Source organism: Nibrella saemangeumensis (assembly GCF_039541915.1).
Classification (GTDB): Bacteria; Bacteroidota; Bacteroidia; order Cytophagales; family Spirosomataceae; genus Nibrella; species Nibrella saemangeumensis.
Genome location: NZ_BAABHD010000024.1, coordinates 351694 through 377913, shown reverse-complemented (window position 1 = coordinate 377913; position 26220 = coordinate 351694). Strand labels below are relative to the sequence as shown.

The window sequence follows — 26220 nt, the reverse complement described above, 5'->3', positions numbered from 1 at the left end:
CACGGGCAGCTTTATGGCTTCAGGTACGTATCAACCCATTGCCAACTACGGCATTATCGGCAACTTACACACGGTCGCTCTGGTATCCATGACCGGTTCCGTCGACTTTATGTGCTTTACCCGGTTCGACTCGCCGAGTCTTTTTGCGTCCCTGCTGGATGCCCAAAAAGGCGGTACGTTTGCCATTAGCCCCCAGTTGGACGATGTGGATACGAAACAGTTGTATCTACCGGATACGACCGTGCTGCTAACCCGGTTTCTGTCGGAGGACGGAGTCGCCGAACTGACCGATTTCATGCCCATCAAAACTGTGGAGCAGAATTGCGTGCTCGTGCGGGATGTAGTGGTTACGCGGGGTAGTGTTCCGTTTCGGATGCGCTGTCAGCCCCGGTTTGATTACGCCAGGGCTGACCATCGGGTAGAAGGCACCGAGTACGAGGTTACCTTCACCAGTCTGGCGAACCCGTTATCATCTTTCCGGCTGATCAGCAACGTGCCGCTGGTGATCGGCGGACAGGATGTGTATGCTGAGTTTACCTTGTCCGAAAAAGAACACGCGCAATTCATCATTGAATCCTCATCGGTAGACGAGAAGCGGCTGGCCGCGGATGCTCTGATCCATTACACAACAACGGGCTTTGATGATACGGTAAATTACTGGAAAGATTGGGTGGGTAAGTCGCAGTATAAGGGCCGGTGGCGCGAAATGGTGAATCGGTCGGCCATGACCCTTAAGCTCCTGACTTCTTACCAGTTCGGTTCTATGGTGGCTGCGCCAACGTTCGGGTTGCCGTCGGTGATTGGGGGCAGTCGGAACTGGGATTACCGCTACACCTGGATACGCGACGCGGCCTTTGTGATGTACGCCTTCATGCGGCTGGGCTATCAGGATGAAGCCTCCGCCTTCATGCACTGGATTGAGCGGGAACTCGATACGATTGAGCAGGCAGGGGAAACGTTACAGTTGATGTACACCCTGGACGGCCACCGCGAACTCCCCGAGCAGGAACTGGACTACCTGGAGGGCTATCGACAATCGGCACCCGTCCGCATTGGTAACGCGGCCTACGCGCAGTTCCAGCTAGATATCTACGGCGAGCTGATGGATTCTATTTACCTGCACGATAAGTACCACGGAGCCATCACGTATGCGTTCTGGCAGAAGATGGAGCCACAGATTGAATACGTATGCGCCAATTGGCAGCGGGCTGATCACGGCATCTGGGAGGTTCGGGGTGAAGAAAATGAATTTCTGCAGTCGCGTCTGATGTGCTGGGTAGCCCTGGACCGGGCCATCAAAGTGGTGGAGCACCGGTCCTTTCCGTCACCCGTTGAGCGCTGGCGTGAGGTACGGGACGAGATTTTCAGGGACATCTACAACAACTTCTGGAACGAAGAAAAGCAGGCGTTTGTGCAGGTTAAAGGCTCGAACACTCTGGATGCGGCCGTGCTGCTGATGCCGCTCATCCGGTTCATCCACCCCCATGAGCTGCGCTGGCTGTCCACGTTGGAAGCCATCGAGCGGGAGCTCGTTTCCGACTCCCTGGTGTACCGGTACCGGCTCGATGCGGGTGCCGAGGACGGCCTGGAGGGGGAGGAGGGGACCTTTACGATGTGCAGCTTCTGGTATGTTGAATGCCTGTCCCGCGCAGGCCAGCTTGAAAAAGCCCGGCTCCTGTTCGAGAAAATGCTCGGTTACGCCAATCACCTCGGTTTGTTTGCCGAACAACTGGGCCGTCGGGGTGAGCAGTTGGGTAATTTTCCGCAGGCCTTTACCCACTTGGGCCTGATCAGTGCCGCGTATGACCTGAACCGCCGGTTGGACAACTTTCAAACCTATTGACGTTAAATGAACAGGCCTGAACGGGGTAATAGTGGCAGGCTGGTCCAACCGATGCGTACCCGCCCCATCAACCCAGCCGCTGTCACGCGCTTAGCTTGACAGACGTCATGGTCAGCGAACCGGCTACCGTCTTGTCGTTAAAGAAGGAAGCCGTATCCTGGCTGCCCTGTACCCCCAGGGTATAGTAGTTGTACTTCATGGTAAGCTGAATCAGCAGAAACTGCATGGTTTCCAGCGTTCGGCTCACCGACAGATCACCGGCCACAATCGGATTAAAACCGGCCGTTTTCACTAGTTCCGATACGGTCTGCAGGGCCTCTTCATCATTACCCGCCACAAACGCATCCACCTGCTTGCCGTCAATCACCGGCGTGGCAAAATCAGCCGCAAACGTGGTGTTAAAGGCTTTGATAACTTTTGAGTGGGGCAGCCGCTTTTGCAGTTCTTCGGCGGCACTGGTGTCGGGTGCGGTGACTAAACCACTGTAGCTTTCGTTGACCGGATTAGCGATGCTGACGACAATCTTTTGGCTGGCTATCTCCTGAATGGTTTCGGCAATCTCTTGCTCAGCCTGGTAGGGCGTGGCTAGAATGATGATGTCGGCCTCCCAACTGGCATTGCGCGAACAGACAATGGCTTCGACATCGGCCGAGGGTGTATCTGTTTTGATGGTCTGTGCCAGTTCCTGCACGGTAGGAAAGTCGTTGGCACAAAGCAGCAGGCGATATGAGCCGTTGGCCAAACTTTTGGCGATGGCGGAGCCCATGTTGCCGGTGGCTCCTATAATGGCGATGGTCGATTTCATGTGCATTATCGTTTGATTTTGATAATGCAAAGTTACCCCTCGGCCAGCCCCTGCGCCTTGATAAATGATAGAAAATGCCCTTGACAAATGTCAAGAGAACTTGTGCTCCATTGGCCTGGAGACTTATTTTGAGCAGATTTGAGGGTAATCTTGAACGATCCAACGCTACCTGTCATTACCCCATATCCAGGCACCAATAACGCCAAAAGCCAGAGCAGGCTCTGGCTTTTGGCGTTATGCTGGATCGATTACTTGGTTGCTTCAGGGGCCGTTGCGGCTTCGATGGCTGCGGCTTCAATGGCCGCTGCATTTTTCTCCCCGTATTCGTCCCGTTGCCGCTCGAAGTGAGCAAAAATCTCTGTCACCGCGTCTACATTCTCGGCTATTTTGCTGTGCATATCACCCAGGTTGGTCTCCAGGTACTTATCGTTCAGCCCATTCATATTATCGACCTCGATCTGGCCTATTTTTGCCATCAGGGCCGTTTGACTATTCTGAAGGTCCTCCAGTTCACGAACAATCTTGTTCATTAACTCAAATTTCTTTGCCTTATCCATATCTGTTTTCTCATTGTTGAGTCCGAAGGAATAACACGCTGGCAGTCGAATGGTTTTTTGCCCATAAATAACCAACTTACCTGGCAACTCCGACCAGCACTATGAACGCAGAGAAAGTACGCCTGCAACAAATCAAAAAAGGCCTGCTCCATTGGCGCAAATTCGGACCGTACCTCACCGACCGGCAATGGGGAACGGTCCGGGAAGATTACAGTCCTGATGGAAATGCCTGGGAGTATCTATCGCACGACATGGCCCGCAGCAAAGCCTACCGATGGGGAGAAGAAGGCATTGCCGGCATCAGCGATGACAGACAGTTACTCTGTTTTGCCCTCGGGCTATGGAACGGCAACGATCCCATTCTCAAGGAGCGCTATTTTGGCTTGACCGGTCCGGAGGGCAATCACGGCGAGGACGTGAAGGAGTACTACTACTACCTGGACAGTACGCCTACGCACTCCTACATGAAAATGCTCTATAAATACCCGCAGGCGGCCTATCCGTATGGCTGGCTGGTGGAAGAGAACCGCCGTCGGGGGAAAGACCAACCCGAATTTGAGCTAATTGACACGGGTATTCTGGATGAAGATCGCTATTTTGATGTGTTCACCGAGTACGCCAAAGCGAGCGAAGAAGATATTTTAATCAGGATTACCGTGCATAACCGTGGGCCCGAGCCCGCTCTGCTGCACGTGTTGCCTCAGCTCTGGTTTCGCAATACCTGGTCATGGGGCTACGATGCCTACCGGCCGGAACTCTCCGCGGATGCTTCGGAGACCATTATAAACATCAATCATCGGGATCTGGGCAATTTTACGCTTTACGCCGACGGGCATCCTGATTTTCTCTTCTGCGAAAATGAGACGAATGCTGCCCGCTTATACGGAACTGGCGGTCCGCAGGCCTACTACAAAGATGGCATAAATGAGTATCTCGTAAACGGAAACAGGCAAGCCGTAAATCCCCTGCAGCAAGGTACCAAAGCCACCGTCCACTATAACTTTAGGGTAGCTGCCGGCGCATCCATTACCCTTCGACTCCGTTTAGGGAAAGGACAAATCGAGCAGCCGTTTGCCGATTTTGACAGCCTGCTGGCTAAGCGCAAAGCCGAAGCTGATACGTTTTACGCCGATTTGCAGGCAAGCCTGGCCGGGGAAGATGCCCGCCGGGTACAGCGACAAGCGTTGGCGGGTATGCTCTGGAGTAAACAATACTATTATTTTGATGTACGCCAGTGGCTGGACGGTGATCCGGGGCAACCACCTCCCCCCGAAAGCCGCAAAGCGGGCCGCAATAATGCCTGGTTCCACCTCAACAATTCCGAAGTTATTTCCATGCCCGACAAGTGGGAGTACCCTTGGTATGCGGCCTGGGATCTGGCGTTTCACTGCGTGCCGCTGGCTCTGGTGGACCCCGAATTTGCCAAATACCAATTGCTCCTGCTCACCCAGGAATGGTACATGCACCCCAACGGCCAACTCCCGGCCTACGAATGGCACTTTAGCGACGTAAACCCTCCGGTACACGCCTGGGCCACCTGGCGGGTGTACCGAATAGACCAGAAACAGCATGATGGTGTAGGCGACCGGGACTTCCTGGAAAGTGTGTTTCATAAACTGTTGCTTAATTTCAACTGGTGGGTAAATCGTAAAGACAAAGAGGGGCTAAACGTATTTCAGGGCGGTTTCCTGGGGCTGGATAACATCGGCGTATTTGACCGCAGCGCTCCTTTGCCGACCGGTGGTCACATTGAACAGGCCGATGGTACCAGCTGGATGGCCATGTACGCCCTGAACCTGATGCGAATGGCGCTGGAACTGGCCAAAGAAAACCACGTCTACCAGGGGCTTGCCACCAAGTTCTTTGAGCATTTCCTCTACATCGCCGGCGCTATGGCCAATGTAGGCAACCAGGGAATCAATCTTTGGGATGGGGAAGATGAGTTCTTCTACGATGTGCTCCGAACACCGGACAACGACCGGACTCAACTGAAAGTCCGGTCAATGGTAGGCTTAATTCCCCTGTTTGCCGTAGAGGTGCTGGACGATGAAGTATTCAAAGCGATGCCTCATTTTACGGCCCGCCTGCAATGGTTTCTGAACAACCGGCCTGATCTGGCTAGCCTGGTGTCGCGCTGGAAAGAATCCAGTACGGGAGAGCGACATTTGCTTTCGCTCCTGCGCGGACACCGCATGAAATCGCTGCTCAAACGGATGCTGGACGAAACCGAGTTTCTGTCCGACTACGGCATCCGCGCCTTGTCGAGGGTCCACAAAGACCAGCCGTACGTATTTCACGCCAATGGCAACAGTTTCCGGGTGACATACCAGCCGGGTGAGTCCGATTCCTATATGTTCGGCGGGAATTCCAACTGGCGGGGACCCATCTGGTTTCCGGTCAATTACCTGTTGGTCGAATCCCTGCAACGGTTCCACCAATACTACGGCGATGATTTCAAGGTAGAATGCCCAACCGGTTCGGGACAGTTTTTAACCCTTGGAGAAATAGCCCGGGAGATGGCCCGTCGCCTGTCGGGCATCTTCCTGCGGGATGCTGCGGGCAAAAGACCTGTGTTCGGCGAACAGGAGACGTTTCAGCATGATCCACATTTTCGGGATTATATTCCCTTCTACGAATATTTTCACGGGGATTCGGGACGTGGTGTGGGCGCATCCCACCAAACCGGCTGGACGGGTTTGATTGCTAATCTCTTACAAATCGCAGCTACACCCTAAGACACACCCGTCAGGAGTAAACGAAAAAAGCGCCCGTCAAAGCGTTTGTAGAAGGCCTGCCTCAGCCGCCACTTCGATATCGGCAATAATGACGTAAAGAGAGTGTTCAATACGCTATCTGATTCAACTCCAGCACGGTGTCCGGCAGCAGACACGTAAGCTGATGGTGCGGTGGGAAACCGGACGTATGTTAATCATCAACATCAATCACCCGGAATGCCTTGATGGTTAACTTAACCATCAAGGCATTCCGGGTGATTGATCTGAATCATTTTGGTTAACTAGACAGAGGCTTACTTCACCACCAGCAGTTTGATGGCCTTGCTGCCCTGCTGGGTGATTAGCCGGCCGATGTACACCCCCGCCGGGCTGGCGCCGGCCTCCCAACTCACCTGATTGACGGCACCGGCCTCGGCCCGGCCACTGGCCAACTGCTTCACCACAGAGCCCCGCAGGTCCTGCACCTCCAGGGTGTAGTCGCCCCCCTGGGGTAGCATAAACTCCAGCGTGGTGCGGGCCGCTACCGGGTTGGGGTAGTTGCGCAGCAGCATCCCCTCCGCACTCAGCACGGGCTCCAGCCCTAAACGGTTGTTCTTACCGCCGGTATGTATCACAATGGAGCCACCACCCAAGGCGGTAGTTGGATTGGCATCGTCGGCCGTGTTCAGGTTGTTGTCGTACACGGTAGCCCCACCGGCTTTATTCCAGATTTTGATGCGAAACTTGTCGATGCCGTCGCCGTTCTTCATGTCGCCGTCTATGGCCGTCAGCATAAAGCCATACGTACCGACACCATTTATGGTACCTTCTCCCTTGAACTGCGCTTTGGAACCGGAGACTACCAGCCACTCGTAGGCCGTGCTTTCAAATTTGAAGCTGGTGGCTTTGAACTCGAACTGCGTATCACCACTGGGCACGGTAGCTCCTTTCTTGTATTTGGAAACAAAGCCGAAGTTGGCCTTGCCCGTGGCACTGGGCTGGGCGATGTAGGCCCCCACCGGTGAGGTAATCCAGCCCCCGCCGGTCACGAAATCGCCGTTGGGGTCATAAACAACCAAATACTGGTAGGTCTGGGTAAGTACCTGCCCACAGCTACAGTTGACCGTTAGCGTGAGGGTATAAACGCCGGTGGTGGTGTAAGTATGGGCACCCCGAATGGTGCCGCCTGCCAGGGTAGCCGGGCTGGTGCTGCCGTCGTCCCACTGCCAGGTAGCGCTGGTGACGGTGCCGCCGGTGAAGGTGGCGCTGGCGGAAATGGGCGTGCCGACCGGAACCGGAGTGACCGGGGCGCTAATCAGGCTGAGCGCAGGCGGATTCAGGTTGTACTGCACCGTCACCGTAGCGGTGGTGCTGGCGGTGTTGCCGCTGGGGTCGCGGTATGTGATGGTGATGGAATTATCGCCCAGATTAGCCGTGGTAAAGCTGGTCTGACTCAGGGTAACGCTGACCGGGCCACCGCAGTTGTCGGCTTTACTGGCTACCACATCCGTTTCGGTGATGGTGGCCTGCCCTTGCGCGTCCAGGTAGACGGTGGCATTCTTCGCCGTCAGGCTGGGCGGAGTGTTGTCCACTTCCGTCGACAGGCTGGTGGTCACGGTTTGGGCGCAATTGGCAACGTTGTCATGGACTACGAACGAGAGCGGGTATGTGTTTCCCGGCAGCAGCGTATTTTGGCGCGTAAAGGTATTGGTGGCCTGGTTATAGCTACCGGCCGTCACCGCGGCATCGGTATACCAGGTGGCTGCCGCTGAGAAGTTGTTGCTGCCGCCAATGCGTAGCGCCGGCGTTGTCATCAGGCTGCAGCTACTCACGAGGGGTTCGACAATGAGGTCGTTGTTGGTGACGTTGGGAATGGGGTTACCCAGCGGGTAGCTGATAATACCGTTGTTGGTCAAGACATCGGTGTTGGTATGCGGCAGAGCCGTATTGACCGTAAAAAGACCCTCATTGACAAAGCTATAACTGTTTTTGAGGGGCGCAAACAGCGTCAGGGTGGCGCAGGCATTATTGTTAAAATCGGTATCGCTCCGGAGGGCCGCTTCGCCAACCGGATAAGCAGCTCCGATGGTGATGGTGCCCGCGTTGGTAAAGGACCCGAGCTGGTTGTGCATACCGTTGGTAGTTGTCTGGTCAATGTAGATGTGCCCCCCCGCGTTGTTGACAAAATCGGCTTCGTTCTCAAGACCAATGAGTCCCGCACTGGCTTCGGTCCCAATGGTAATGGTGGCCGAATTGGTAAACGTGCCATCATCATTGAACAGCCCCTTGCCGGTTGAGCGGTCAATCTGGATAGTACTGCCCGCATTGTTGCTAAATACGGCCTCATTTTCAAGGCCAAAAATCCCGGCCGGTGCCAGGTGCCCAATGGTAATCGTGCCCGCGTTGATGAACGTTCCTCCGGTTGTCCGGTTAAACAAACCAGAAAAAGTGCTTCGGTCTATCTGGATACTGCCGCCTGCCTTGTTGTTAAAACTGGCGTTGTTCCAAAGTCCATAGTTTCCCACATTGGCCGTAGGGCTATTGCCAATTACCAGTTGGCCGCTGTTCTGTACCGTACCCTCGTTATAAAAAGCGGTGTACAAGGTTCCGGTAAGTGCAGTGGCCGAGCCGTTGATGGTAAGTACCGCCGTGGTCGCAATGGTCAGGGAAGCCCCGCTCCGCACCTGTACCGACTTAGCCACGGCCGATGTACCAGCGCCAATAAGGGGCTGATTGGCCGGTCCCGACGGAATCACTACCTCATCGGTAGCTACCGGCACGGTGCATCCGCTCCAGTTGGCCGCCGTGTTCCAGTCGGTGCTGCTGCAACCGGTCCAGACGCTGGTGCCCGCGATGCTTGTCTGGGCGGTGCTGATGGTAATACTGGTTACGCTGGTGCAGCCCGTGGCCGTGGCCACTGTCACCGAATACGTACCGCTGGCGTTGACCACCGCTGTACCCGCGTTTATATCCTGGCTAACTACACCCGGCCCGGCAAAGGTATATTGGGTACCGCCTGTCGCCGTGAGCGTCAGGGTAGTTGGCGCACAAACAGGAAGTGTACCTGGATTGGCCGTGATGCCGGCCGTGGGCAGAGCGTTGACCACCACCGTCTGGCTAACGCTGGTCTGACAGCTCCCCTGGGTAACGGTCAGCGTAGCGGTATAGGTGCCGGGGGCGGTATAGGTGTGGCTTACATCGGCGGTACTGTAGTCTGCCGTCCCATCGTTATTTACATCCCAGGAATAGGAGGGCTGAGGGCCTGACTGGGGGGTAGTATTGGTAAACAGGGTAGGTGAGCCCAGGCAAACCGGGGCCGCTGTAAACGAAGGCAGCAGCGCGGAACAATCGGTGTTGAGCTTTACCACCCAGTAATCCCGATCACCCTTACTGTTTTCGGTTTTGTCGCCACTGGCATTAGCATCCGTATAGCCGCCCAGGATATAGCCCCCATCGGTGGTCTGCTGAAGGGAATAAAAAATATCTTCGCCAGCGCTTCCGATGGTTTTGTCCCAGACTTTAGTACCGTTGGCCGCCAGCTTTACCACCCAGTAATCACTACTGTTATTGCTGTTTTCGGTTTTGTCGCCCCCGGCACCAGAATGCGAATACCCGCCCAGGATATAGCCCCCGTCTGTAGTCTGCTGAAGGGAAGCTAAAATATCTTCGTTATCTCCCCCGATGGTTTTGTCCCAGACTTTGGTACCGCTGGCATCCAGCTTTACTACCCAGTAATCATACTCGCCTTTGCCGTTTTCGGTTTTGTCGCCACTGGCCTTAGAAGGCGAAGACCCACCTAGCAAATAGCCCCCATCGGTGGTCTGCTGAAGGGAAGTTAAATAATCATCGCCACCGCTCCCGAAGGTTTTATCCCAGACTTTGGCCCCGTTGGCATCCAGCTTCACCACCCAGTAGTCATTGAGTCCCCTGCTGTCATTGGTTTTGTCTCCACCAGCGTTAGAAATTGAAGACCCGCCCAGGATATAGCCCCCGTCGGTAGTCTGCTGAAGGGAACTGAATCTTTCACGCCCACTGCCTCCGATGGTTTTATCCCAGACTTTGGCCCCGTTGGCATCCAGCTTCACTACCCAGTAATCCTCCAACCCCCTGCTGTCATTGGTTTTGTGGTCACCGGCATTAGACCCTGAATGCCCACCCAGGATGTAACCCCCATCGGTAGTCTGCCGAACGGTATAAAGTAGATCGTCGCCACTGCCTCCGATGGTTTTATCCCAGACTTTGTTGCCGCTGGCATCCAGCTTTATCACCCAGTAGTCATTGAGTCCCCTGCTGTCATTGGTTTTGTCACCACCGGCATTAGAAGGTGAAGACCCGCCCAGGATATAGCCCCCGTCGGTAGTCTGCTGAAGGGACCTAAGCAGGTCATTGTCACTGCCTCCGAAGGTTTTATCCCAGAGTTTGTTACCGTTGGCATCCAGTTTTACTACCCAGTAATCACTACTCCCCTTGCGGTTATCACTTTTGTCGTCACCAGCATTAGAAGACGACCACCCTCCCACGATATAACCCCCGTCGGTAGTTTGCTGAAGGGAACTAAGCTGATCATAGTCACTGCCTCCGATGGTTTTGTTCCATTGTATAGTCGGCGCGGTTTGGGCCATCAGCGCCGTCGGCAGCAAACTACCCCACAGCAGGGCGACAAGGACGCTCAGCCAGCGCCGTGTGCGGCCAGATGCCTGGTCATGGCCTTGGGCTACCAGTACGGTAGACGTTTTCATAAATAGTCGTTGAAACATAATGATTGAGTTGTTTTTGACGGGGCTAAGTACACCCATTCGGCTTTTAGCTGCTAACGCTCTCGTCACATCCAGTATCGCTAGTGTAACATGGACCCAAAAAAGCCCCCGAAATCGGGGGCTTTTTTGGACAAAAACAGGGGACGCCCCCACATTACATAGCGGGGGCGTCGGGCTTGCGGTACTGGGAGGGGAGTTTGCCGTAGCGCTCCTGAAAAACTTTGGCAAAGTACGACAGGCTATCGAAGCCCACCGCGTAGGCAATCTGCGTGACACTCTGGTCGCCCTCCCGCAGCAGCTCGGCGGCACGCGCCAGCCGGATGTTGCGGATGAAGTCGGTGGCCGGGGTATTCGTCAGCGCTTTGAGTTTGCGGTGAAGCTGCATCCGGCTCAGGTTAGCGGCCTCGGCCAGGGCTTCTACCGAAAAGGCGGGTTCATCCAGATGGACCTCCACTAGGGCCGTCAGTCGGTCGATAAACTGCTGCTCGGCCGTCAGCGGAGCCGGTGGTATCACCGGTACGGCCGTTCGGGGTAGCCGGGTCGTGAACCACTCGTATAGGCGCTGCCTCTGTTGCAGCAGGTTGCGCACGCGGGCCTGTATTTCCCGGCGGTTAAAGGGCTTGGTCAGGTAATCATCGGCCCCCAGGTCAAAACCCTCAATGCGGTTTTCTTCATTAGCTCTGGCCGTCAGCATCACCACCGGAATATGGCTGGTGGCTTCCTGGGTTTTCAGCGACCGGCAAAAACCAAAGCCGTCGAGCCGGGGCATCATCAGGTCGCAAATCACCAGGTCGGGCAGCAGAGCACTGGCTTTTTCCAGACCATCCAGGCCATCTTCGGCTTCCATAATGCGGTATTCCGGCGCAAAGATGCTCCGCAGGTACGCCCGGATGTCGGCATTGTCGTCGATAATCAGCAGGAGCTTATCCTCAGTCCCATCGGGGGTTAAGGATGCCGCAGGCAAGGGTTGACCGGCAGGGGTTGCCTCCTCGTGTTCTATTCCATCCAGCAACGAAAAGGGCCGCCGGGCCGGCTCATCGTCCATTGGTGCCGGGGCCGCCGTTCGGTAGAGCGGGAGGCTGACGGTGAAGGTAGTACCGGCCCCTTCGGTACTGGCAACCTGAATAGTGCCGCCCAGCACACCGACCAGTTCATTTACCAGCGCCAGCCCAATGCCCGTGCCTTCGTAGGGGCGCTGCATATTGCCGCTTACCTGGTAAAAGCGGTCGAAGATATAAGGCAGTTTATCAGCCCGGATACCAATACCGGTATCCTGAACAATCACGGTCATGGCACCGGTTTCGGCCGGGGGCGCATACTGCACGCTGAGGTGGACCTCACCCCCGGCGGGCGTAAACTTGAAAGCGTTACCCAGCAGGTTGGTCACAATCTTCTCCAGCTTATCGCGGTCGAACGTGGCCCAGCGTTCCGGTTCCGGCTGGGTGAACACAAACGTAATCTGGCGGCTCTCGGCCAGCGACTGGAACGAACCGGCCAGCGCGCGAAAAAAAGCGGTGATATCGCCCTGGTCAAACGCTGGCTTCAACTGCCCGGCTTCCAGCTTGCTCAGGTCTAGCAACTGATTAATCAGGGCCAGCAACCGGCGGGCGTTCCGTTCCATCAGGGTTAGCAGGGGCTCAGCAGGGGCGCGTTGCCGGAGGTCGGCCAGCGGTCCCAGAATCAGCGTCAGGGGCGTTCGGAACTCATGCGAGATACTGGTAAAAAACTGGGTTTTCAGCGCGTCCAGTTCGGCCAGCCTACCCGCTTCTTTCTGCTCATACAGCACTTTCTGCTGCAGCATCAGCCGCTGCATCTGAAAGCGGTAGGCCTGCCACACAAGCAGGACCAGCACCCCCGCATAAAACAGGTACGCCCACCAAGTGAGGTAAAACGGGGGATGAATCCGGAACTGTACCGCCACAGGGTCGCTCCAGGTCTCCCCGTCGGCCGAGCCCATTACCTGGAGCGTATAGTTACCGGGTACTAACTGGGTATAGTTGGCAAAGCGGTTGGTGCCGGCCTCAATCCAGTCAGGGTCAATACCGGCCAGCCGGTAACGAAAGCGATTCTGGGCGGGATGGGTATAATCCATCACGGCAAACTCGAACGTGAGCAGATTCTGCTGGTGGTCTAGGCCCAGGGCACGGCTGTAGACAATATCTTCGGTCAGCAGTTTATCGGGTGCCCCGGGCACCACGGGTTTGTTATTTACTTTCAGGCTGACGATATGAACTAAAGGTTTAGCCGCGTCCGGCCCGGCAACGTCACGGGCCCGGAAGGCCGTCAGGCCGTTTACCCCTCCGAACAGCAGTTCCCCTGAAGCCGATCTGAAATACGAATTGGTATTGAACTCATCGTCCTGCAGGCCATCGGCTTTGGTGTAGTTCCGAAACGTGAACGTTCTGGGGTTAAACCGCGCCAGACCCCGGTTGGTACTCAGCCAGAGATTCCGGTATTCGTCGGCCAGGATGCCGTACACAACTTTGTTCGGTAATCCCTGGGCTTCGGTGAAGTGGTCAAACTGACCGCTGGGTTTATGGAGCCGCTCCAGCCCTCCGCCTTTGGTGCCTACCCAGAGATACGTATCAGGCTGATAAGGGTCGTTGATAACGCTCAGCACCCCATTATTGCTTAAGCTCCGTTGGTCCGTGACCGAGTTTTTGTATATTGTAAAGACCGGCCGGGTGCGGGTATTTTCGACTTTAATCAATCCTTTTTGCGTGCCCAGCCACAATATTCCCAGCCGGTCCGGATACAGGGTACTTGTTTCAATATTGGTTTCATTACCGGGGAGCAGTCCCTGGTAGCTAAATACCGTGAACGTTTCGGTTTGTGGATTGAACTGGAGCAGGTACCCGTTTGCCGCCCCAATCCACAGATTACCGTCCTGATCCTCTACCGTCGCATTGGTGTAGAAACCAAAACTGATTTTGGGCGGTAGCGGGTATTTTTTGAGCAACTGCCAGGTATCAGAAAACTTGAACAGGTGTTGTTCATGCGTTTTGAAGTGAACATTCGACACCCAGAAATTGCCCTGCCGGTCCTGCATCAGGTGGCGTTGCCGCCGGTCGGCCTCCGGCAGCTTTTCGCTCAGGAAAGGAACCATGCGGTTAGCGGCCCGTTCCAGCAGCGCATACGCAAACTGATAACGCACATAAGTACGTTTCTGCCGGTCTACGTACAGGGTAGTAAGCGACATACCCGGCAGATAGGCCCGAAACTGCTTTACATCCGGGTTGAACCGGAGCAGTCCGTAGCCGCTCGTACCCAGCCAGATGTTGCCCGAACGGTCCCTAAGCATACTGGTTATGGTATTGACGTTCGTGGGAATCGCTTCGTAGGCGTTTCGGGTGGTCAGGCTATCCTGCCGGTAAAGTTCGGCGGGCGACATCAGCCACAGATAATCCGGCGTTGCCACCGCCACGGTATGGGCGTCAAGGGATTTTAGCTGTACGCCAAAATTGTCTGGTCGCGGCAGTGCAATGCGTTTCTGTTTGCCTCCATACCAGCCTATAATGGCGTCGCTGACCGAAACAAACCGGTAGCCCTGCCTGGTGTCCTCATAGGTTGCGTAAAAATCGGATAGTCCGCTGGCGGCTTCGGTTACCACGCTGGCTTTGCCGGGTTGCCGCCAGTTTACAGAAAAGAGCCCGCCGGTAAATCCCACCAGCGCCGAGCCGTTGGGGTAAAAGTTCAGGTAATGGGTAGACCGATTCAGGTTATCATCCGTTTCCATCAGCGAAACCGACTGCAGCCGGACCTGGCTGGTGATATTGGCTTCGCTGGGGAAGCGCCCATGCAGGTAGCTGGGCAACGTAACCTTAAACAGTTTTCCGGCGCCGGTACCCACCCAGATATTGCCGTCCGGGTCTTCGTTCAGCACGGTAATTTCATAGCTACCCTTATCCGAAGTAGACTGGTCTCCGATGTCGATATGGTAAAAGCGCTGGGTCCGGTCGTCAAACAGGTTAAGTCCTTTATGAACGGTACCTACCCACAGGCGCTGCCGCCGGTCGATCAACAGGGCCGAACAGCCATTGTCGGACAGACTGAAGGGATTGTACGGGTCATTGGTGAATACCTTGACGTTGTAGCCGTCGTAGCGGTTCAGGCCGTCTTTGGTTGCGATCCAGATAAACCCGTTTTGGTCCTGCTTCAGGTCGTAAATCATGCCCTGCGACAGCCCATCGGATATGGTAATTGGCTGCCAGCCTTTGGGTTGAGCAAACAGGAGAGTGGGTAATAACAGCAGCAGGGAGAAAACGCGCATTAGGCCCTATTGTTGAACAGGTAAATTACGCAAAAACCGATGCAAACGTATAGCCGGCTACCGTCAATCTCATCAATTACTTTAATAAATGGGGTCTGGTCCTGTTTCCATGTAAACCGAACAGGTCAGTCAACATGAGTTGCCTGGGTAACCATGTGTTTCGTCCTGAAAAGAGTTGACTAAAAGCTGGTGAACCTTGTTATTGGTAAGCGCTACGCGCTGATAAGCCGGTTACCCAAGCTGTATTTCTGGGTTCAATTAGGAGACTTCACCTCCCCGGCCGGTAGGGTTACCATGGATAGCATGAGTTGGAGATATACTATTATGTGTCCCATCGAAGCGTTTTTGTGAGACAGCAGTCTGTAAAAGTAGCTTTTACGTTTCGTTAACATTCTTTTACAGGTCATTAACCGGCGACAGGATAGAAACTTTTAGCTTTGTTGATATCCTTAAACGAGTATTTATTTTAATTAAATCTCTAAAAAATATGAAAAAAAATATTTATGCGCTCGTCTTACCGCTGGTTGTGATAAGCGGACTAGTATTTGCAAATCGTGATATAAAAGATGAAGCTTCTAAAAAGTCAACCTCAAAGCCACTCTCTGCTGCTGAAGGGAAATCTGCATTGAAAAAATGGGAGGCTACCCCTGATGGTATAAAGTTCAAAAAATGGGAAGCGTCTCCCGAAGGTAAAAAAGTGTATGCCGGTGAAGCTAAAATAAGGAAGCATATAAGTGCTTTTACCAATATGGAGGCTGTTGTAACCTCTCTTTCCCTTCCGCCAGGCTCACGATTAGGTTTCGGAGTGATGGTCAGGATTAATGGTGACGATTATATTCTTAGTTTTGGGCCGGAAAAGTCTAATGAATTTCAGCAATTGCATAGCCTGAACGTTAACGACAAAATTATCATAAGAAGCCATACTGTATCGCACGCGCCCAAGTATTCATATCCAATAGTAACGGGCGACTATGTAGAACGGGATAGTAAACTGATTTATAAACGTGCCCCTCGCCAAGGCGGTTGCTAAAGAAATGTTGTTGCAAATCCATTTCATGAGTTTAATGTTTCGTATGGTGGCAAAATCCTCTAAAAGAACGAATAATGAAACCCGCACTCGTATATGCGTTGTTGTTGGTTGCTCTTTACACTTCCTGTAAAGGGCAAAATAAGGCTAACCTGCCAACAGACACGATCAAGTCCGAAACTAAAGAAGTCATTACTGCCTATGGACCTAACCTGATCACTCGTACGATCAGGCAAGATAGAAAGGGTAATATTTGGATAGCTGCCTTTGATGGTGTTTTTCGCTACAATGGCACATCGTTTACCAATGTCACCAATAAGGTCAGTGTGGCTCGTTTTTTTTCGGTGTTAGAAGATAGAAACGGCAACTTATGGTTTGGCTCGATTGGCTCAGGGGTTTATTATTACGATGGGAAATCCTTTCGAAACTTCACCACCAGGGACGGACTTATTAATAATGAGATTGTCTGTATTTATGAGGATAGACTTGGCACTGTCTGGTTCGGCGCTAATGGAGGTGTAAGCCATTACGATGGAAAATCCTTTCGAAATTACAGGCTGAATGGAGGTTCTATACTTGAAGATAGAACCGGAGTACCTTTTCCGGATTTTACCCGGCCCCCGCATGAAATCAATGCTATCATTGAAGACAAAACAGGCAGGTTTTGGTTTGGCACTAGGGACAATACCTTCGTGTATGACGGTAAAACATTTACCAATACAACGTATATGGGCCAGACTTTTACCAATGTTCGTTCGATCATCGAGGATAAAACGGGTACTATCTGGCTGGGTGGCACTAATGGCCTATGGCGCTATGATGGTCGCACCTTCACCAACATCACCCGGAATTTTGTTGGGTATATCTACGAAGATAAAAAAGGCAACATCTGGACTAGTTCAGAAACAGCCCAGGGGTGGGTCCTTTCCCGGTATGAGGCAGCAACTTTGTCCACTAAAACACCGACGGTAACTGAGCTAAATCCCCATGAAGGCCGGATGCTTTTTGGGATTTTAGAAGCGAATGATGGGAGTATATGGTTCGGGGCTGATGGGGTGTATCGGTATGATGGGAGTAAGGTTACAGATTTCAAAAAAAAGTAAAGAACGTATGTATAGCTGCATTAAAAACGTTCCTTTTCCGGTCTCTGGATTTTACCGCAGCCAGGTTGAAAAAGCCAGGGGAAGCGATGGCCATTTTACAAGCCTACAACGCCAAAACACCTAATGATCCGATGATTCTGTTTGAAATAGGTCGAATGCATGTGTTGAGTGGTAAATCCCAACTAGGCCTCAGCTACTTGCAAAAAGCCAAACAACATTTGAACCATATCGTAACGAAAGAAGGGTTTGTAGCGGAGTTGCAGGGTCCTGACTTTAATCAAGTGCGACATAGCCAGGCCTATAAAACCCTGCTTGACTAAACCAGGAAGAAATAACCGCTTACACTTTTTGATGCGCTCCTTTACCCAGGTATGCGCACCACAAATTCAGTAAACTCCCCTGGTTTAGACGCTACCCGGATTTCCCCTCCATGCCCCTTGGTGACAATTTCGTAGCTAAGACTCAACCCTAGGCCCGTTCCTTGACCAGCCGGTTTGGTTGTAAAGAAGGGTTGATAAATCTTGCCCACAATCTCGGATGGAATACCCGTGCCGTTATCTTTTACACGCAGTTCCACGTGGCCATTTTCCCGAAGCGTGCTCACTTCGACCTGGGGTTGATAAGGTTCCCCTTCTCCTGGCGCTAGATTCCTGGTTCTTTGCTGCACGGCGTAAAACGCATTGTTGTAGAGGTTCAGCAGCACCCGCCCTATCTCTTGAGGCACTACGTTTACCCGGCCCAAAGTTGGGTCAAGATTGAGCCGAAAGGCAATGGTTAAGCTCTGGTCTTTGGCGCGTAATCCCTGGTAAGCCAGCCGCAGGTATTCATCCGCCAGGGCATTGAGGTCTGTGGGTTGCTTTTCTCCGCCGGTAGTGCGGCTGTGTTGTAGCATCCCTTTAACGATATTGTCGGCCCGCTTACCGTGGTGGTTGACCTTTTGCAAACTCTCCTCCAGGTCACCCAGTAATTCTTTCCGCAGGGCGGGGTCCGGATTGGGTTTGGTTTCCTCTTCTTTTAATTCCCCTACTATTTCCTGGCTCACTTCGGTGAGGTTGTTGACGAAATTCAGCGGGTTCTGAATTTCGTGGGCTATGCCTGCCGTCAGTTCACCCAGCGAAGCCATTTTTTCTTTTTGAATGAGCTGAGTCTGGGTGGCCTTTAACTGCTCCAGGGAGGCCTGTAATTCGGCCGTTCGCTCAGTTACCCGGTTTTCCAATTCATCGTAGGAGACCTTCAGCGAAGCGGCCATTCGCTGAAGACTTCGGGCAAAATACCCCAGTTCGTCCTGACTCAGTACCAGCACTTGGGTGTCAAACTCGCCAGCTTCAATCCGGCGGACCGCCGACAGTAACCTACCCAATGGTCTGAGCAGACCAATCCAATAAAACAGGACGAACGCGACCAGAACAAAGATTGTTGCCCCCGGAATCAACCAGGCAAAAACACTAAGCTGGTCTTGAAGTGTTGCATTATTGACGCCCTCTTTGTTTTCGGGTGCCAAATCGCCATACAGCAGAAACGGGAGAATACCCAGCAGCGCCAGCGTGGTAGCCACGGGCAGGGAGACCAGCTTTACCTGAAAAGTAGTTACTTCTTCGGCATAGTTTAAATGCAGGATCAGGATTCCTAAAAGCAGCACCATCTGACCCAAGTGGTAGATAAGCGGAGAAACGGATATGATCGACCCTAAAACAAAGGAGAGCCAGCAGGCAAATAGCAAAGCCAGTATTTGCAGCGACCGGGCCGACCTCGCCTGATTAATCGGTGTATTTTCCCTAATACGCTCCTGCTCCCTGAACCTTTTAGCAGACCTTCTCAACAGCACCACGACAGTCCAGGCATGGATGCCAATAACCAGAATAAAAGGATAAAAGACAGCGCTGTTAAACGAAGGATTTGTGATATTCCGGCTCTGATAGATGATTAACCATCCCAGCCCTACCGTCTCCAGTATAATTATACTAATTGCTTCCCGATACATTGGTTTTCCCCGGTAGGCGTAAGCACACCAGGTCCAGAAAACGGTTAGTGCTGATAATAAAATCGTGTGGGCCACCCGGAAGTACATATAGACGGCAGGCTTACTGGAAGTGACGCCAATATCGACCAGATACACCAGCAGGTTGAGTCCCATGTACCCTACCATCAGCCAAGTGTCCCGCGTCTTGCCCTTCAGGCTTAAAAAATAACCCAGGATCAGGAGTGAAAGCGTAAACTCAGCCATGGTGGCAATCGAAGCCGCATAGAAGCGGTAGTTTTCCCGCTCCAGCAGCAGTTGCATTACTGACCGCTCCATAACCGTAGTTTTACAGACACAAGCAACGAAGCAGGACTAAGATCGAACCGCGAAAGTAGTCGACAGGCAATCTTCATAGGGGTTTAGGGCTGGTAATGTCTTTGTAATTTAGCCAAATACCCGGATTTGCACCGACTACTGCAAAAATTTTTGACGGAAGTGACCAACGGTTTCGCGCACGGTAAGGGGATTGGTACGTATGGGTAAACGCTCACCACGGCCCACACCGTTTAGTGTAACGATTACCCTAGGAACCTCACTAATGTCCACTTGAATCAGCTAATGGCGCAATCTGACATCTCACGAATCTATATCACGTTCTCAGTGATTATTGTGAGTTTGTCAGAGTGGCTTATCACTGATTTCGCACTAGCTTTAGACGGGGCAGGATTTGGGCGTTCCATTATTAATGTCCGCGCCCAGGGTCGGGTGAATGTAATAGTCGGTGGCAGGACGCTTCGCTTGCCGCTAATGAGAAGGGCCAGAAAATCAGGCAGGCGAGATACGGAGTCTTCTATTCCTAAAAATCCTCGACAATCTTAAAGCGCTCGGGATGAGACTGGTTGTATTCTTTTTCCTGCATCAGGCCCAGAAAAGCGGGGGGCGGCAGTTGCCGGTTCCAGTCGTTCGCGCTGGTTTTCAGCCTCTCCAGTGTTTTTAGGTCCTGTCTGGCCAGGTTAGTCGTCTCCCCAATAGCGTCTTTGAGCCTATACAGGAACTCTGCATCGGGCTGGGCAATCAGTTTTTCGTTTCGGGTACGTACCGCCAGACTTTTCTGATCAACATTGCGCCAGAACAGGTAGTCGTGGGGAATGCCTTTGTTTTGCCCGGTCAGAAAGGGAATCAGGTTCACCCCATCCAGCCTGTTTTTTGGCTTTACCTTGGCTACCGCTGCCGCCGTGGCGAAAATATCCAGCGAAATAACCGGGTTGCTGTAGCGACTGCCCGCCGGAATTTTACCGGGCCATTGCACCGCAAACGGTACCCGTATACCGCCTTCAAAGAAATCCCCTTTTTTACCCCGCAGCGGTGTATTGTCCGAGGCATTGTCGGGCGTGGGGCCGCCGTTGTCCGACAGAAAAAAGACAATGGTGTTTCTGTCCAGTTTCAACTCGTCCAGCAAGTCCAGGATGTTGCCGACCCCATCGTCCACGGCACTGACCATAGCCGCGTAAGTCCGCCGACGTGGGTCCGTAATGTCCGGAAACCGGCTCAGGTACTTCTCCGAAGCCTGTAGGGGGGCGTGGGGGGCATTGTAAGCCAGGTACAGGCAGAACGGTTTGTTTTGCTTTTCCCGGATAAACCGCAGGGCCTCCCGCGAGAGAGCATCCGTCAGGTACTCGTTCTCGTCCACCCGTTTGGTGTTGTGCATCAGTTTGGTCCGGTACGAGTCATACTCGGATTTTATTTCCGAAAGATCCTTCAGCTTCAAGTTCTCGGGAAAGTACTGGTGACCACCACCCAGAAAGCCGTAGAATTCATCGAAACCGCGCCGGTTGGGGTGCTGCGAGGGGTGAGCACCCAGGTGCCACTTACCCATTACGGCCGTCGAATAGTCTGCTTTTTTGAGCAGATCGGCCAGGGTTTGCTCGGAAGTAGGCAAGCCCTGGCCGGGGTCATTTGGGGCTACCAGCGGATTCCGCGAGAACCCAAAGCGATCCTGATAGCGTCCGGTGAGCAGCCCCGCCCGGCTGGGGCCGCATACGGCAAAGGATACGTAGCCCTCGGTGCATACCACACCGTTGCGGGCTATTCGGTCAATGTTGGGGGTACGGATGTCTGTGCTACCGTGAAACCCCACATCGGCATAACCCTGGTCGTCCGTCAAAATCACGATGATGTTGGGCGGTGGTACGAGGGGAGCCCGCGAATGGTGGGCGAAGTCATGATTCCAGCCAAAATACAGGCAACCGGCCAGCACAGCAGAGAGGATTTTTATCATCGGGATAATGAGTAATCCCCCTTTATGATTAGCTCCGCTGTTGACACAGACTAAGCGAACCATAAAGGGGAGCGTTTTAAAGATTCTTAAACGATTGGTCGACGCCGGCTACTTCCAGTCCGGGTGCTGCGCCAGACTTTTGTTGGCGTCGATTTCGGACTGCGGAATCGGAAATACCTCCGACATGCGTCCCCGGTAAACGGGTCTGTAGGCTGCCACCCGATCATCGGTGGCCCGCTTATAGGCGGCCTCCACTTCACCCCAGCGCTTTACGTCGAAGAAGCGCAAGCCTTCAAAAGCCAGTTCAACGCGACGTTCGTGCCGGACAATATCCCTGAGGGCCGCCTGCGAGAGGCCCGACCCTTCCACGTCTTCTACCTTTGGCATTTTCACCCGTGCCCGCACCTGGTTGACCAGGGAATAAACGTCGGGAAGCTGGTTGGTTTCTATCAGTGCTTCGGCCCGCATCAGCAGCACATCGGCGTAGCGAATTACGTAAAAGTCCTGTCCGCCCGGCGAGCCTACCCCGACACCACTGGTCGAGGGGCTATTGCGGATATATTTTTTCAGCCCGAACGTAGTGGCCGTATTGCCGGTAAAGGGTCGATTCAGGTCGGTCAGGAAGATGTCGTCCTTAAAGTAAACCGAAGCCGCCAGGCGCGGGTCCCGGTTCAGTTTTGGGGTAGCCGCTTTATACAGGGGGGACCTGGTGATGGGTAGCCCGTCGGTGGCGTAGTAATCATTGACCAGGTTACGTAAGGGCTGCACATTCACTTTCGGTATTCCCGTAAAGGTAGCCGAGAACGTCTCCCCGTTATCGGACTGATCCTGCAAAAAACGCACGGCGAATACAACCTCCTTAGACTTTTCCCCGGCTTCGGTAAACAGCTGCTCGTAGCTGCTGTTCAGGCTGTAGCCGAGGGTAAGTACCTGGCTCGTCAGGGCTACCACTTCCTGGTAGTTTTTCAGGTACAACTGAAAACGGGCCAGCAATGACAGGGCCGCTCCTTTGGTAGCGTAGCCATACTGGGCAGCCGGGTACGTAGTGGGCAGTGATTCGCCGGCAAATTTCAGGTCGGCGATGATTTGGTCCGACACCTCCTTGTTGGTATTCTTGGGTACGTAGGCTTCCTGCAACGACTGAACCTGTAAAATAAGGGGTACTTCCTCGAAATGAACCGCCAGATTCATGTAGAACAAAGCCCGCAGAAAACGCGCCTGTCCCAGTAACTGGGCTTTAACGTCAGCGCTGATAGCCTCTTTGGGAATACGCTCAATATTGGTGATGGCATTGTTGGCGCGGGCAATACCCCGGTAGTTGGCGGTCCAGAACTCATTGAAGAAGCTGGTCGACGGATCAACCCGGGCCTCCACGAAATTACCCGGCCCTTCAAACTTATAGTTGTTGAACGTATTATCCGCAAAGCTGTCGTGCTGCGGTATCCCCGCAGAACCGTTCAGGTTACCGCTGTACAGTACCCTGGATTGGAGTACATCATAGATCCCGTTGATGCCCAGTTGAGCATCTTTTTCGTTTTGCCAGAAGTTACCCTCGGCGAGTTGGGTCAGGGAGCCCCGGTCAAGAAAATCCTCTTTGCAACTGAACAACAGCAGCAGAGGTAGTAGGTATAAAATCTTTTTCATGGATTTAAAATTTGAGGTTTAAGCCAAGGCTGTAAATCTTGTACAGGGGCGTCAGGCGATCGGTATTGCCGCCGGTAGTCCGCTCGGGATCAAAGTTCTTGAGTTTGGTGATCGTGGCCAGGTTCTGTCCACTAACATAGACGCGCAACTTGCGGATGCCCGCCTTACCGCTCAGTTGACCGGGTAGCGTATAGCCCAATTCCAGGTTTTTCAGCCGCAGAAAGGAGGCATCCTGCACGTAGAAAGACGAAAAGACCGTATTATTGACACCACCCAGGCGGGGTAGTACCGTCGAAGGCTTCTCGGGCGTCCAGCGGTCGATCCAGTACGATAGCGCGTTGTTCCGGTCGTCAGCCATGGGGAGTTGTCCGTTACCGTTCAGCACCCGGTCCACCCGGTCGAGCCCCTGAAACAGGACCGTAAAATCAAGCCCCTGGTAGGTGAGATTGGCATTAAAATTATAGATCATTTTAGGGAACGGATTTCCGATCACCACCCGGTCGAAGGCGTCAATCTTGCCGTCTGGCGTACCGTTCGCGCCCGACACATCCGCATAGCGCAGGTCACCCGGAGCCGTAAGCGGGCTGCCGAATTGAACGGGTGCTCCGTCAACTTCTTCTTTGGTCTGGAAAACACCCAGCACCCGGTAGCCGTAATAGGCATTAAAAGGTTGCCCGATGCGGATAATGCTGTTGCCGCTGATGGTTTCTTCTCCGCCCGGCCCAAGGCTCGTGACCCGATTATCGGCCATCCGGGTGACGTTGGCACCCAGATTCAGTTTCAACCCACCGAAGTTATTGGCATAATTAGCGGTTAGTTCGAGGCCCCGATTGAGCATACCGGCTGCGTTTTGGGCGGCCAGACTGGTTACCCCCAGGGAGTTGGGGACCGGAAAATTGGTGTACAGAATATCCGTACTGTTCCGGCGGAAATAGTCGGCCGAGAAATACAGGCGGTTCTGAAAGAGTTCAAGGTCCAGGCCCAGGTTAAACTGCCGGATGGTTTCCCAGGTAATATTGGGGTTGGCCAGGCTCGTCAGGGCAACAGCGCCCACCACCGCGTCGCCGAGCACATAGTCTAGGCCCGTGTTGTAGGTTTGCTCATAGATGTAGTTGCCGATCCGGTCATTTCCGCTGACACCCCAGCTCGACCTGATTTTGAAGTTCGATACCCAGTCTATATGCTGCATAAACGGTTCGCGGGCGAGGTTCCAGCCGGCCGACACCGACGGGAACGTACCATAGCGCTTATTAGGGCCGAATTTGGACGAGCCGTCGCGACGCAGGTTCAACTCCAGCAGGTACTTTTCCCGGTAGTTGTAGTTGACCCGACCAAAAAACGACTGCCAGGACACTTCTGACGCGGCACCGCTCACGGACGGATTGGTAACCCCTCCGCCGTTGAACTCCTGAATATTGTTGGAGGGGAAGCCTTGTAATGAACCGGCAAACCCGTCGTCCTTGTCGTAGATTACCGAGTGACCCGCCATCAGTTGCAGGTTATGGGCCTGGTTCCAACTGGTCGAGTAACGCAGGATGTTTTCGTTCAGCAGGCGATACGTAAAGCCAAACGTATTGGTCAGGGAGTTGAGCAGGCTCTGGTTCACAACCTGACCGGCCCAGTCGCGGGTGGTGAGCGTCGGGTTAAAGTTGGAGATGTTCTGAACATTCATCACCAGACTCCCACTTGTTTCTAAAGTTAACCCCCGCAGAATAGTGGCCGAAAGCCCTACGCGCTCGCTGATATTGATATTGTCCTGTTTGTTATCGCCCTGCAAGCCAGTCATCAGGGCATTGGTGGCCGGGAAAGAGAAATTAACGTTCTGGTACGAGCCGTCGACGATGCCAAACGCACCGTTGGAATAATAGGCCGGAATGGTAGGCGACGAACGCTGAAACTGATTGATGATGCCCGTTTCGCCGGTGATGGCGTCGGCACCGCCCGCAGGCCCGCGGAATTTAGACCAGTAGGCGTTGGTCACGTTGGTAAGGGTGAGCCATTCATTAGCCTTTGCGGTGAGGTTTAGCCCTAGCGTGTACCGATCCGACTTGAATTTACCGCGCACTATGGCCTGCTGATTCAGGTAGCCCAGCGATACCCGGTACGTCAGGTTGTCGGACCCACCCGAAAACGACAGGTAATGGTTCTGGATGGGCGCGTCGCGCAGGGTTTCGCGGGCCCAGTTGGTATTGGCGAATTGGTCGGGTTTAGAACCGGTTCGGATGGCCTCCAGGTCGGCGGCCGTATACCGCAGCGGGGCGTTGGCACCGTTGGTATTGCGGTCACGTTCGTTACGCAGCAGGGCGTAGTTATTGGCATCGAGGTACTCCGGCACGACCGTTACCCGCTGGATACCGGTGTAGGCGTTGTAGTCGACAGTTAATTTGCCTTTCTTTCCCTTTTTGGTCGTCACTACAATGACGCCGTTTGCGCCCCGCGCCCCGTAGATAGCCGAAGCGGAGGCATCTTTCAGCACCGAAATGCTCTCGATGTCGGAAGGGGCCAGGTTGTTGAATTCAGTCAGGCCATTGTATTGTATGTTGTCGATAACGACCAACGGATTACTGTTGCCAAACGTACCGATACCCCGAATGTTGATGGAGGAACCGTCGGCACCGGGCAAGCCGCTGGATTGGGTAAGCTGCACCCCCGAGAAACGGCCGTACATCATCTGGGACGTATTGGTAACCGGAAGGTTGACCGCCCCATCGAAGCGAATCGTCTCTACGGCCCCGGTCAGGTTGATTTTCTTTTGTTCCCCGTACCCGACGACCACGACTTCACTAAGCAGGGCTACATCTTCCTGTAAGGTTACCTTTAGTTCTGTCTGATTGCCCAGAGGGACTTCGAGGGCGGTGTAGCCGATGTTGCTAAACAGAAGTACTGACTGGCGGGAAGGAACGGTAAGGGAAAATCCTCCGTCGGCACCGGTGACGGTTCCTAAGGTGGTACCCTTTACGGTGACCGACGCACCGGGAATAGATTGGCCATCGGCAGCGGATACCACCGAGCCGGTTATTCTCAGGTTAGACTGGGCGTAGGCTGCGGGGGGAGCCAGTAGGGCTATACCGGTCAGCAGAAGCAGGGCTCTTGCTGACCGTCTTCCCAGGTTCCACCCGCTTTGAAAGAAGGTACAATTAGATTTCATAGTGCATGGTTTGATTGTTTCCAGACCTGTCTTAGTGATAAATTTTAGTCAAATGTCACAAATCTGAATAAGTCGAGGGGGGGCATTCCATGCAATCAGAAGGTGAAATCATTC

Annotated in this window: 13 protein-coding genes; 5 read left to right on the top strand and 8 right to left on the bottom strand. The window is 53.6% G+C overall.

What is annotated here, in order from left to right; genetic code table 11:
• The first annotated feature begins 13 nt into the window (after nucleotides 1-13).
• Complete coding sequence (locus tag ABD949_RS11530; protein WP_345243568.1) at nucleotides 14-1843, top strand: glycoside hydrolase family 15 protein; 1830 nt, start codon at nucleotides 14-16, stop codon at nucleotides 1841-1843.
• A gap of 82 nt (nucleotides 1844-1925) precedes the next feature.
• On the opposite strand, the gene ABD949_RS11525 is transcribed toward ABD949_RS11530, so the two are convergent.
• Both ABD949_RS11525 and ABD949_RS11520 read right to left on the bottom strand, forming a co-directional pair.
• A complete protein-coding gene (locus tag ABD949_RS11525) occupies nucleotides 1926-2648 on the bottom strand; it encodes an NADPH-dependent F420 reductase (RefSeq protein ID WP_345243566.1) in 723 nt (240 codons plus the stop codon).
• Nucleotides 2649-2896: 248 nt separating this feature from the next.
• Nucleotides 2897-3205: a hypothetical protein gene (locus tag ABD949_RS11520; RefSeq protein ID WP_345243564.1), complete on the bottom strand. Its 309-nt coding sequence runs from the start codon at nucleotides 3203-3205 to the stop codon at nucleotides 2897-2899.
• 101 nt (nucleotides 3206-3306) lie between these two features.
• On the opposite strand from ABD949_RS11520, the gene ABD949_RS11515 reads away from it, so the two are divergent.
• Nucleotides 3307-5940: an MGH1-like glycoside hydrolase domain-containing protein gene (locus ABD949_RS11515; RefSeq protein WP_345243562.1), complete on the top strand. Its 2634-nt coding sequence runs from the start codon at nucleotides 3307-3309 to the stop codon at nucleotides 5938-5940.
• A 293-nt stretch (nucleotides 5941-6233) separates the two neighbouring features.
• On the opposite strand, the gene ABD949_RS11510 is transcribed toward ABD949_RS11515, so the two are convergent.
• Nucleotides 6234-10658: a PKD domain-containing protein gene (locus ABD949_RS11510; RefSeq protein ID WP_345243561.1), complete on the bottom strand. Its 4425-nt coding sequence runs from the start codon at nucleotides 10656-10658 to the stop codon at nucleotides 6234-6236.
• A gap of 172 nt (nucleotides 10659-10830) precedes the next feature.
• Nucleotides 10831-14946: a hybrid sensor histidine kinase/response regulator transcription factor gene (locus ABD949_RS11505; protein ID WP_345243559.1), complete on the bottom strand. Its 4116-nt coding sequence runs from the start codon at nucleotides 14944-14946 to the stop codon at nucleotides 10831-10833.
• Between the two features lie 487 nt (nucleotides 14947-15433).
• On the opposite strand from ABD949_RS11505, the gene ABD949_RS11500 reads away from it, so the two are divergent.
• The 3 genes from ABD949_RS11500 to ABD949_RS11490 all read left to right on the top strand — a co-directional run bounded on the left by ABD949_RS11500 (nucleotide 15434) and on the right by ABD949_RS11490 (nucleotide 17396).
• The gene (locus ABD949_RS11500) at nucleotides 15434-15976 is read left to right on the top strand and encodes a hypothetical protein (protein ID WP_345243557.1); all 543 of its coding nucleotides are present in this window, start codon (nucleotides 15434-15436) and stop codon (nucleotides 15974-15976) included.
• Nucleotides 15977-16050: 74 nt separating this feature from the next.
• Nucleotides 16051-17076, top strand: coding sequence for a ligand-binding sensor domain-containing protein (locus ABD949_RS11495; RefSeq protein ID WP_345243556.1), 1026 nt, complete (start codon nucleotides 16051-16053; stop codon nucleotides 17074-17076).
• A gap of 86 nt (nucleotides 17077-17162) precedes the next feature.
• Nucleotides 17163-17396, top strand: coding sequence for a hypothetical protein (locus ABD949_RS11490; RefSeq protein WP_345243555.1), 234 nt, complete (start codon nucleotides 17163-17165; stop codon nucleotides 17394-17396).
• A gap of 41 nt (nucleotides 17397-17437) precedes the next feature.
• On the opposite strand, the gene ABD949_RS11485 is transcribed toward ABD949_RS11490, so the two are convergent.
• From ABD949_RS11485 to ABD949_RS11470, 4 genes are all read right to left on the bottom strand, one after another.
• Entirely contained in the window at nucleotides 17438-19372 is a 1935-nt protein-coding gene (locus ABD949_RS11485; RefSeq protein WP_345243554.1) for a sensor histidine kinase, read from the bottom strand.
• A 520-nt stretch (nucleotides 19373-19892) separates the two neighbouring features.
• Nucleotides 19893-21377, bottom strand: a complete 1485-nt coding sequence (locus tag ABD949_RS11480) for a sulfatase-like hydrolase/transferase (RefSeq protein ID WP_345243552.1) — start codon at nucleotides 21375-21377, stop codon at nucleotides 19893-19895.
• A gap of 45 nt (nucleotides 21378-21422) precedes the next feature.
• Nucleotides 21423-22958 carry a RagB/SusD family nutrient uptake outer membrane protein gene (locus tag ABD949_RS11475; protein WP_345243550.1) on the bottom strand — a complete coding sequence of 512 codons (1536 nt, stop codon included), beginning with the start codon at nucleotides 22956-22958 and terminating at the stop codon, nucleotides 21423-21425.
• A 4-nt stretch (nucleotides 22959-22962) separates the two neighbouring features.
• A complete protein-coding gene (locus ABD949_RS11470; RefSeq protein ID WP_345243548.1) occupies nucleotides 22963-26106 on the bottom strand; it encodes a SusC/RagA family TonB-linked outer membrane protein in 3144 nt (1047 codons plus the stop codon).
• Nucleotides 26107-26220: the final 114 nt, after the last annotated feature.

Excerpts from the sequence above, each read along its gene's own strand:
- ABD949_RS11530 (WP_345243568.1), top strand. The coding sequence starts at position 14 with ATGGCTTCAGGTACGTATCAACCCATTGCCAACTACGGCATTATCGGC.
- ABD949_RS11475 (WP_345243550.1), bottom strand. The coding sequence starts at position 22,958 with ATGAAAAAGATTTTATACCTACTACCTCTGCTGCTGTTGTTCAGTTGC.
- ABD949_RS11515 (WP_345243562.1), top strand. The coding sequence starts at position 3,307 with ATGAACGCAGAGAAAGTACGCCTGCAACAAATCAAAAAAGGCCTGCTC.
- ABD949_RS11495 (WP_345243556.1), top strand. The coding sequence starts at position 16,051 with ATGAAACCCGCACTCGTATATGCGTTGTTGTTGGTTGCTCTTTACACT.
- ABD949_RS11520 (WP_345243564.1), bottom strand. The coding sequence starts at position 3,205 with ATGGATAAGGCAAAGAAATTTGAGTTAATGAACAAGATTGTTCGTGAA.
- ABD949_RS11470 (WP_345243548.1), bottom strand. The coding sequence starts at position 26,106 with ATGAAATCTAATTGTACCTTCTTTCAAAGCGGGTGGAACCTGGGAAGA.
- ABD949_RS11490 (WP_345243555.1), top strand. The coding sequence starts at position 17,163 with ATGGCCATTTTACAAGCCTACAACGCCAAAACACCTAATGATCCGATG.
- ABD949_RS11505 (WP_345243559.1), bottom strand. The coding sequence starts at position 14,946 with ATGCGCGTTTTCTCCCTGCTGCTGTTATTACCCACTCTCCTGTTTGCT.
- ABD949_RS11485 (WP_345243554.1), bottom strand. The coding sequence starts at position 19,372 with ATGGAGCGGTCAGTAATGCAACTGCTGCTGGAGCGGGAAAACTACCGC.
- ABD949_RS11500 (WP_345243557.1), top strand. The coding sequence starts at position 15,434 with ATGAAAAAAAATATTTATGCGCTCGTCTTACCGCTGGTTGTGATAAGC.
- ABD949_RS11525 (WP_345243566.1), bottom strand. The coding sequence starts at position 2,648 with ATGAAATCGACCATCGCCATTATAGGAGCCACCGGCAACATGGGCTCC.
- ABD949_RS11480 (WP_345243552.1), bottom strand. The coding sequence starts at position 21,377 with ATGGTTCGCTTAGTCTGTGTCAACAGCGGAGCTAATCATAAAGGGGGA.
- ABD949_RS11510 (WP_345243561.1), bottom strand. The coding sequence starts at position 10,658 with ATGAAAACGTCTACCGTACTGGTAGCCCAAGGCCATGACCAGGCATCT.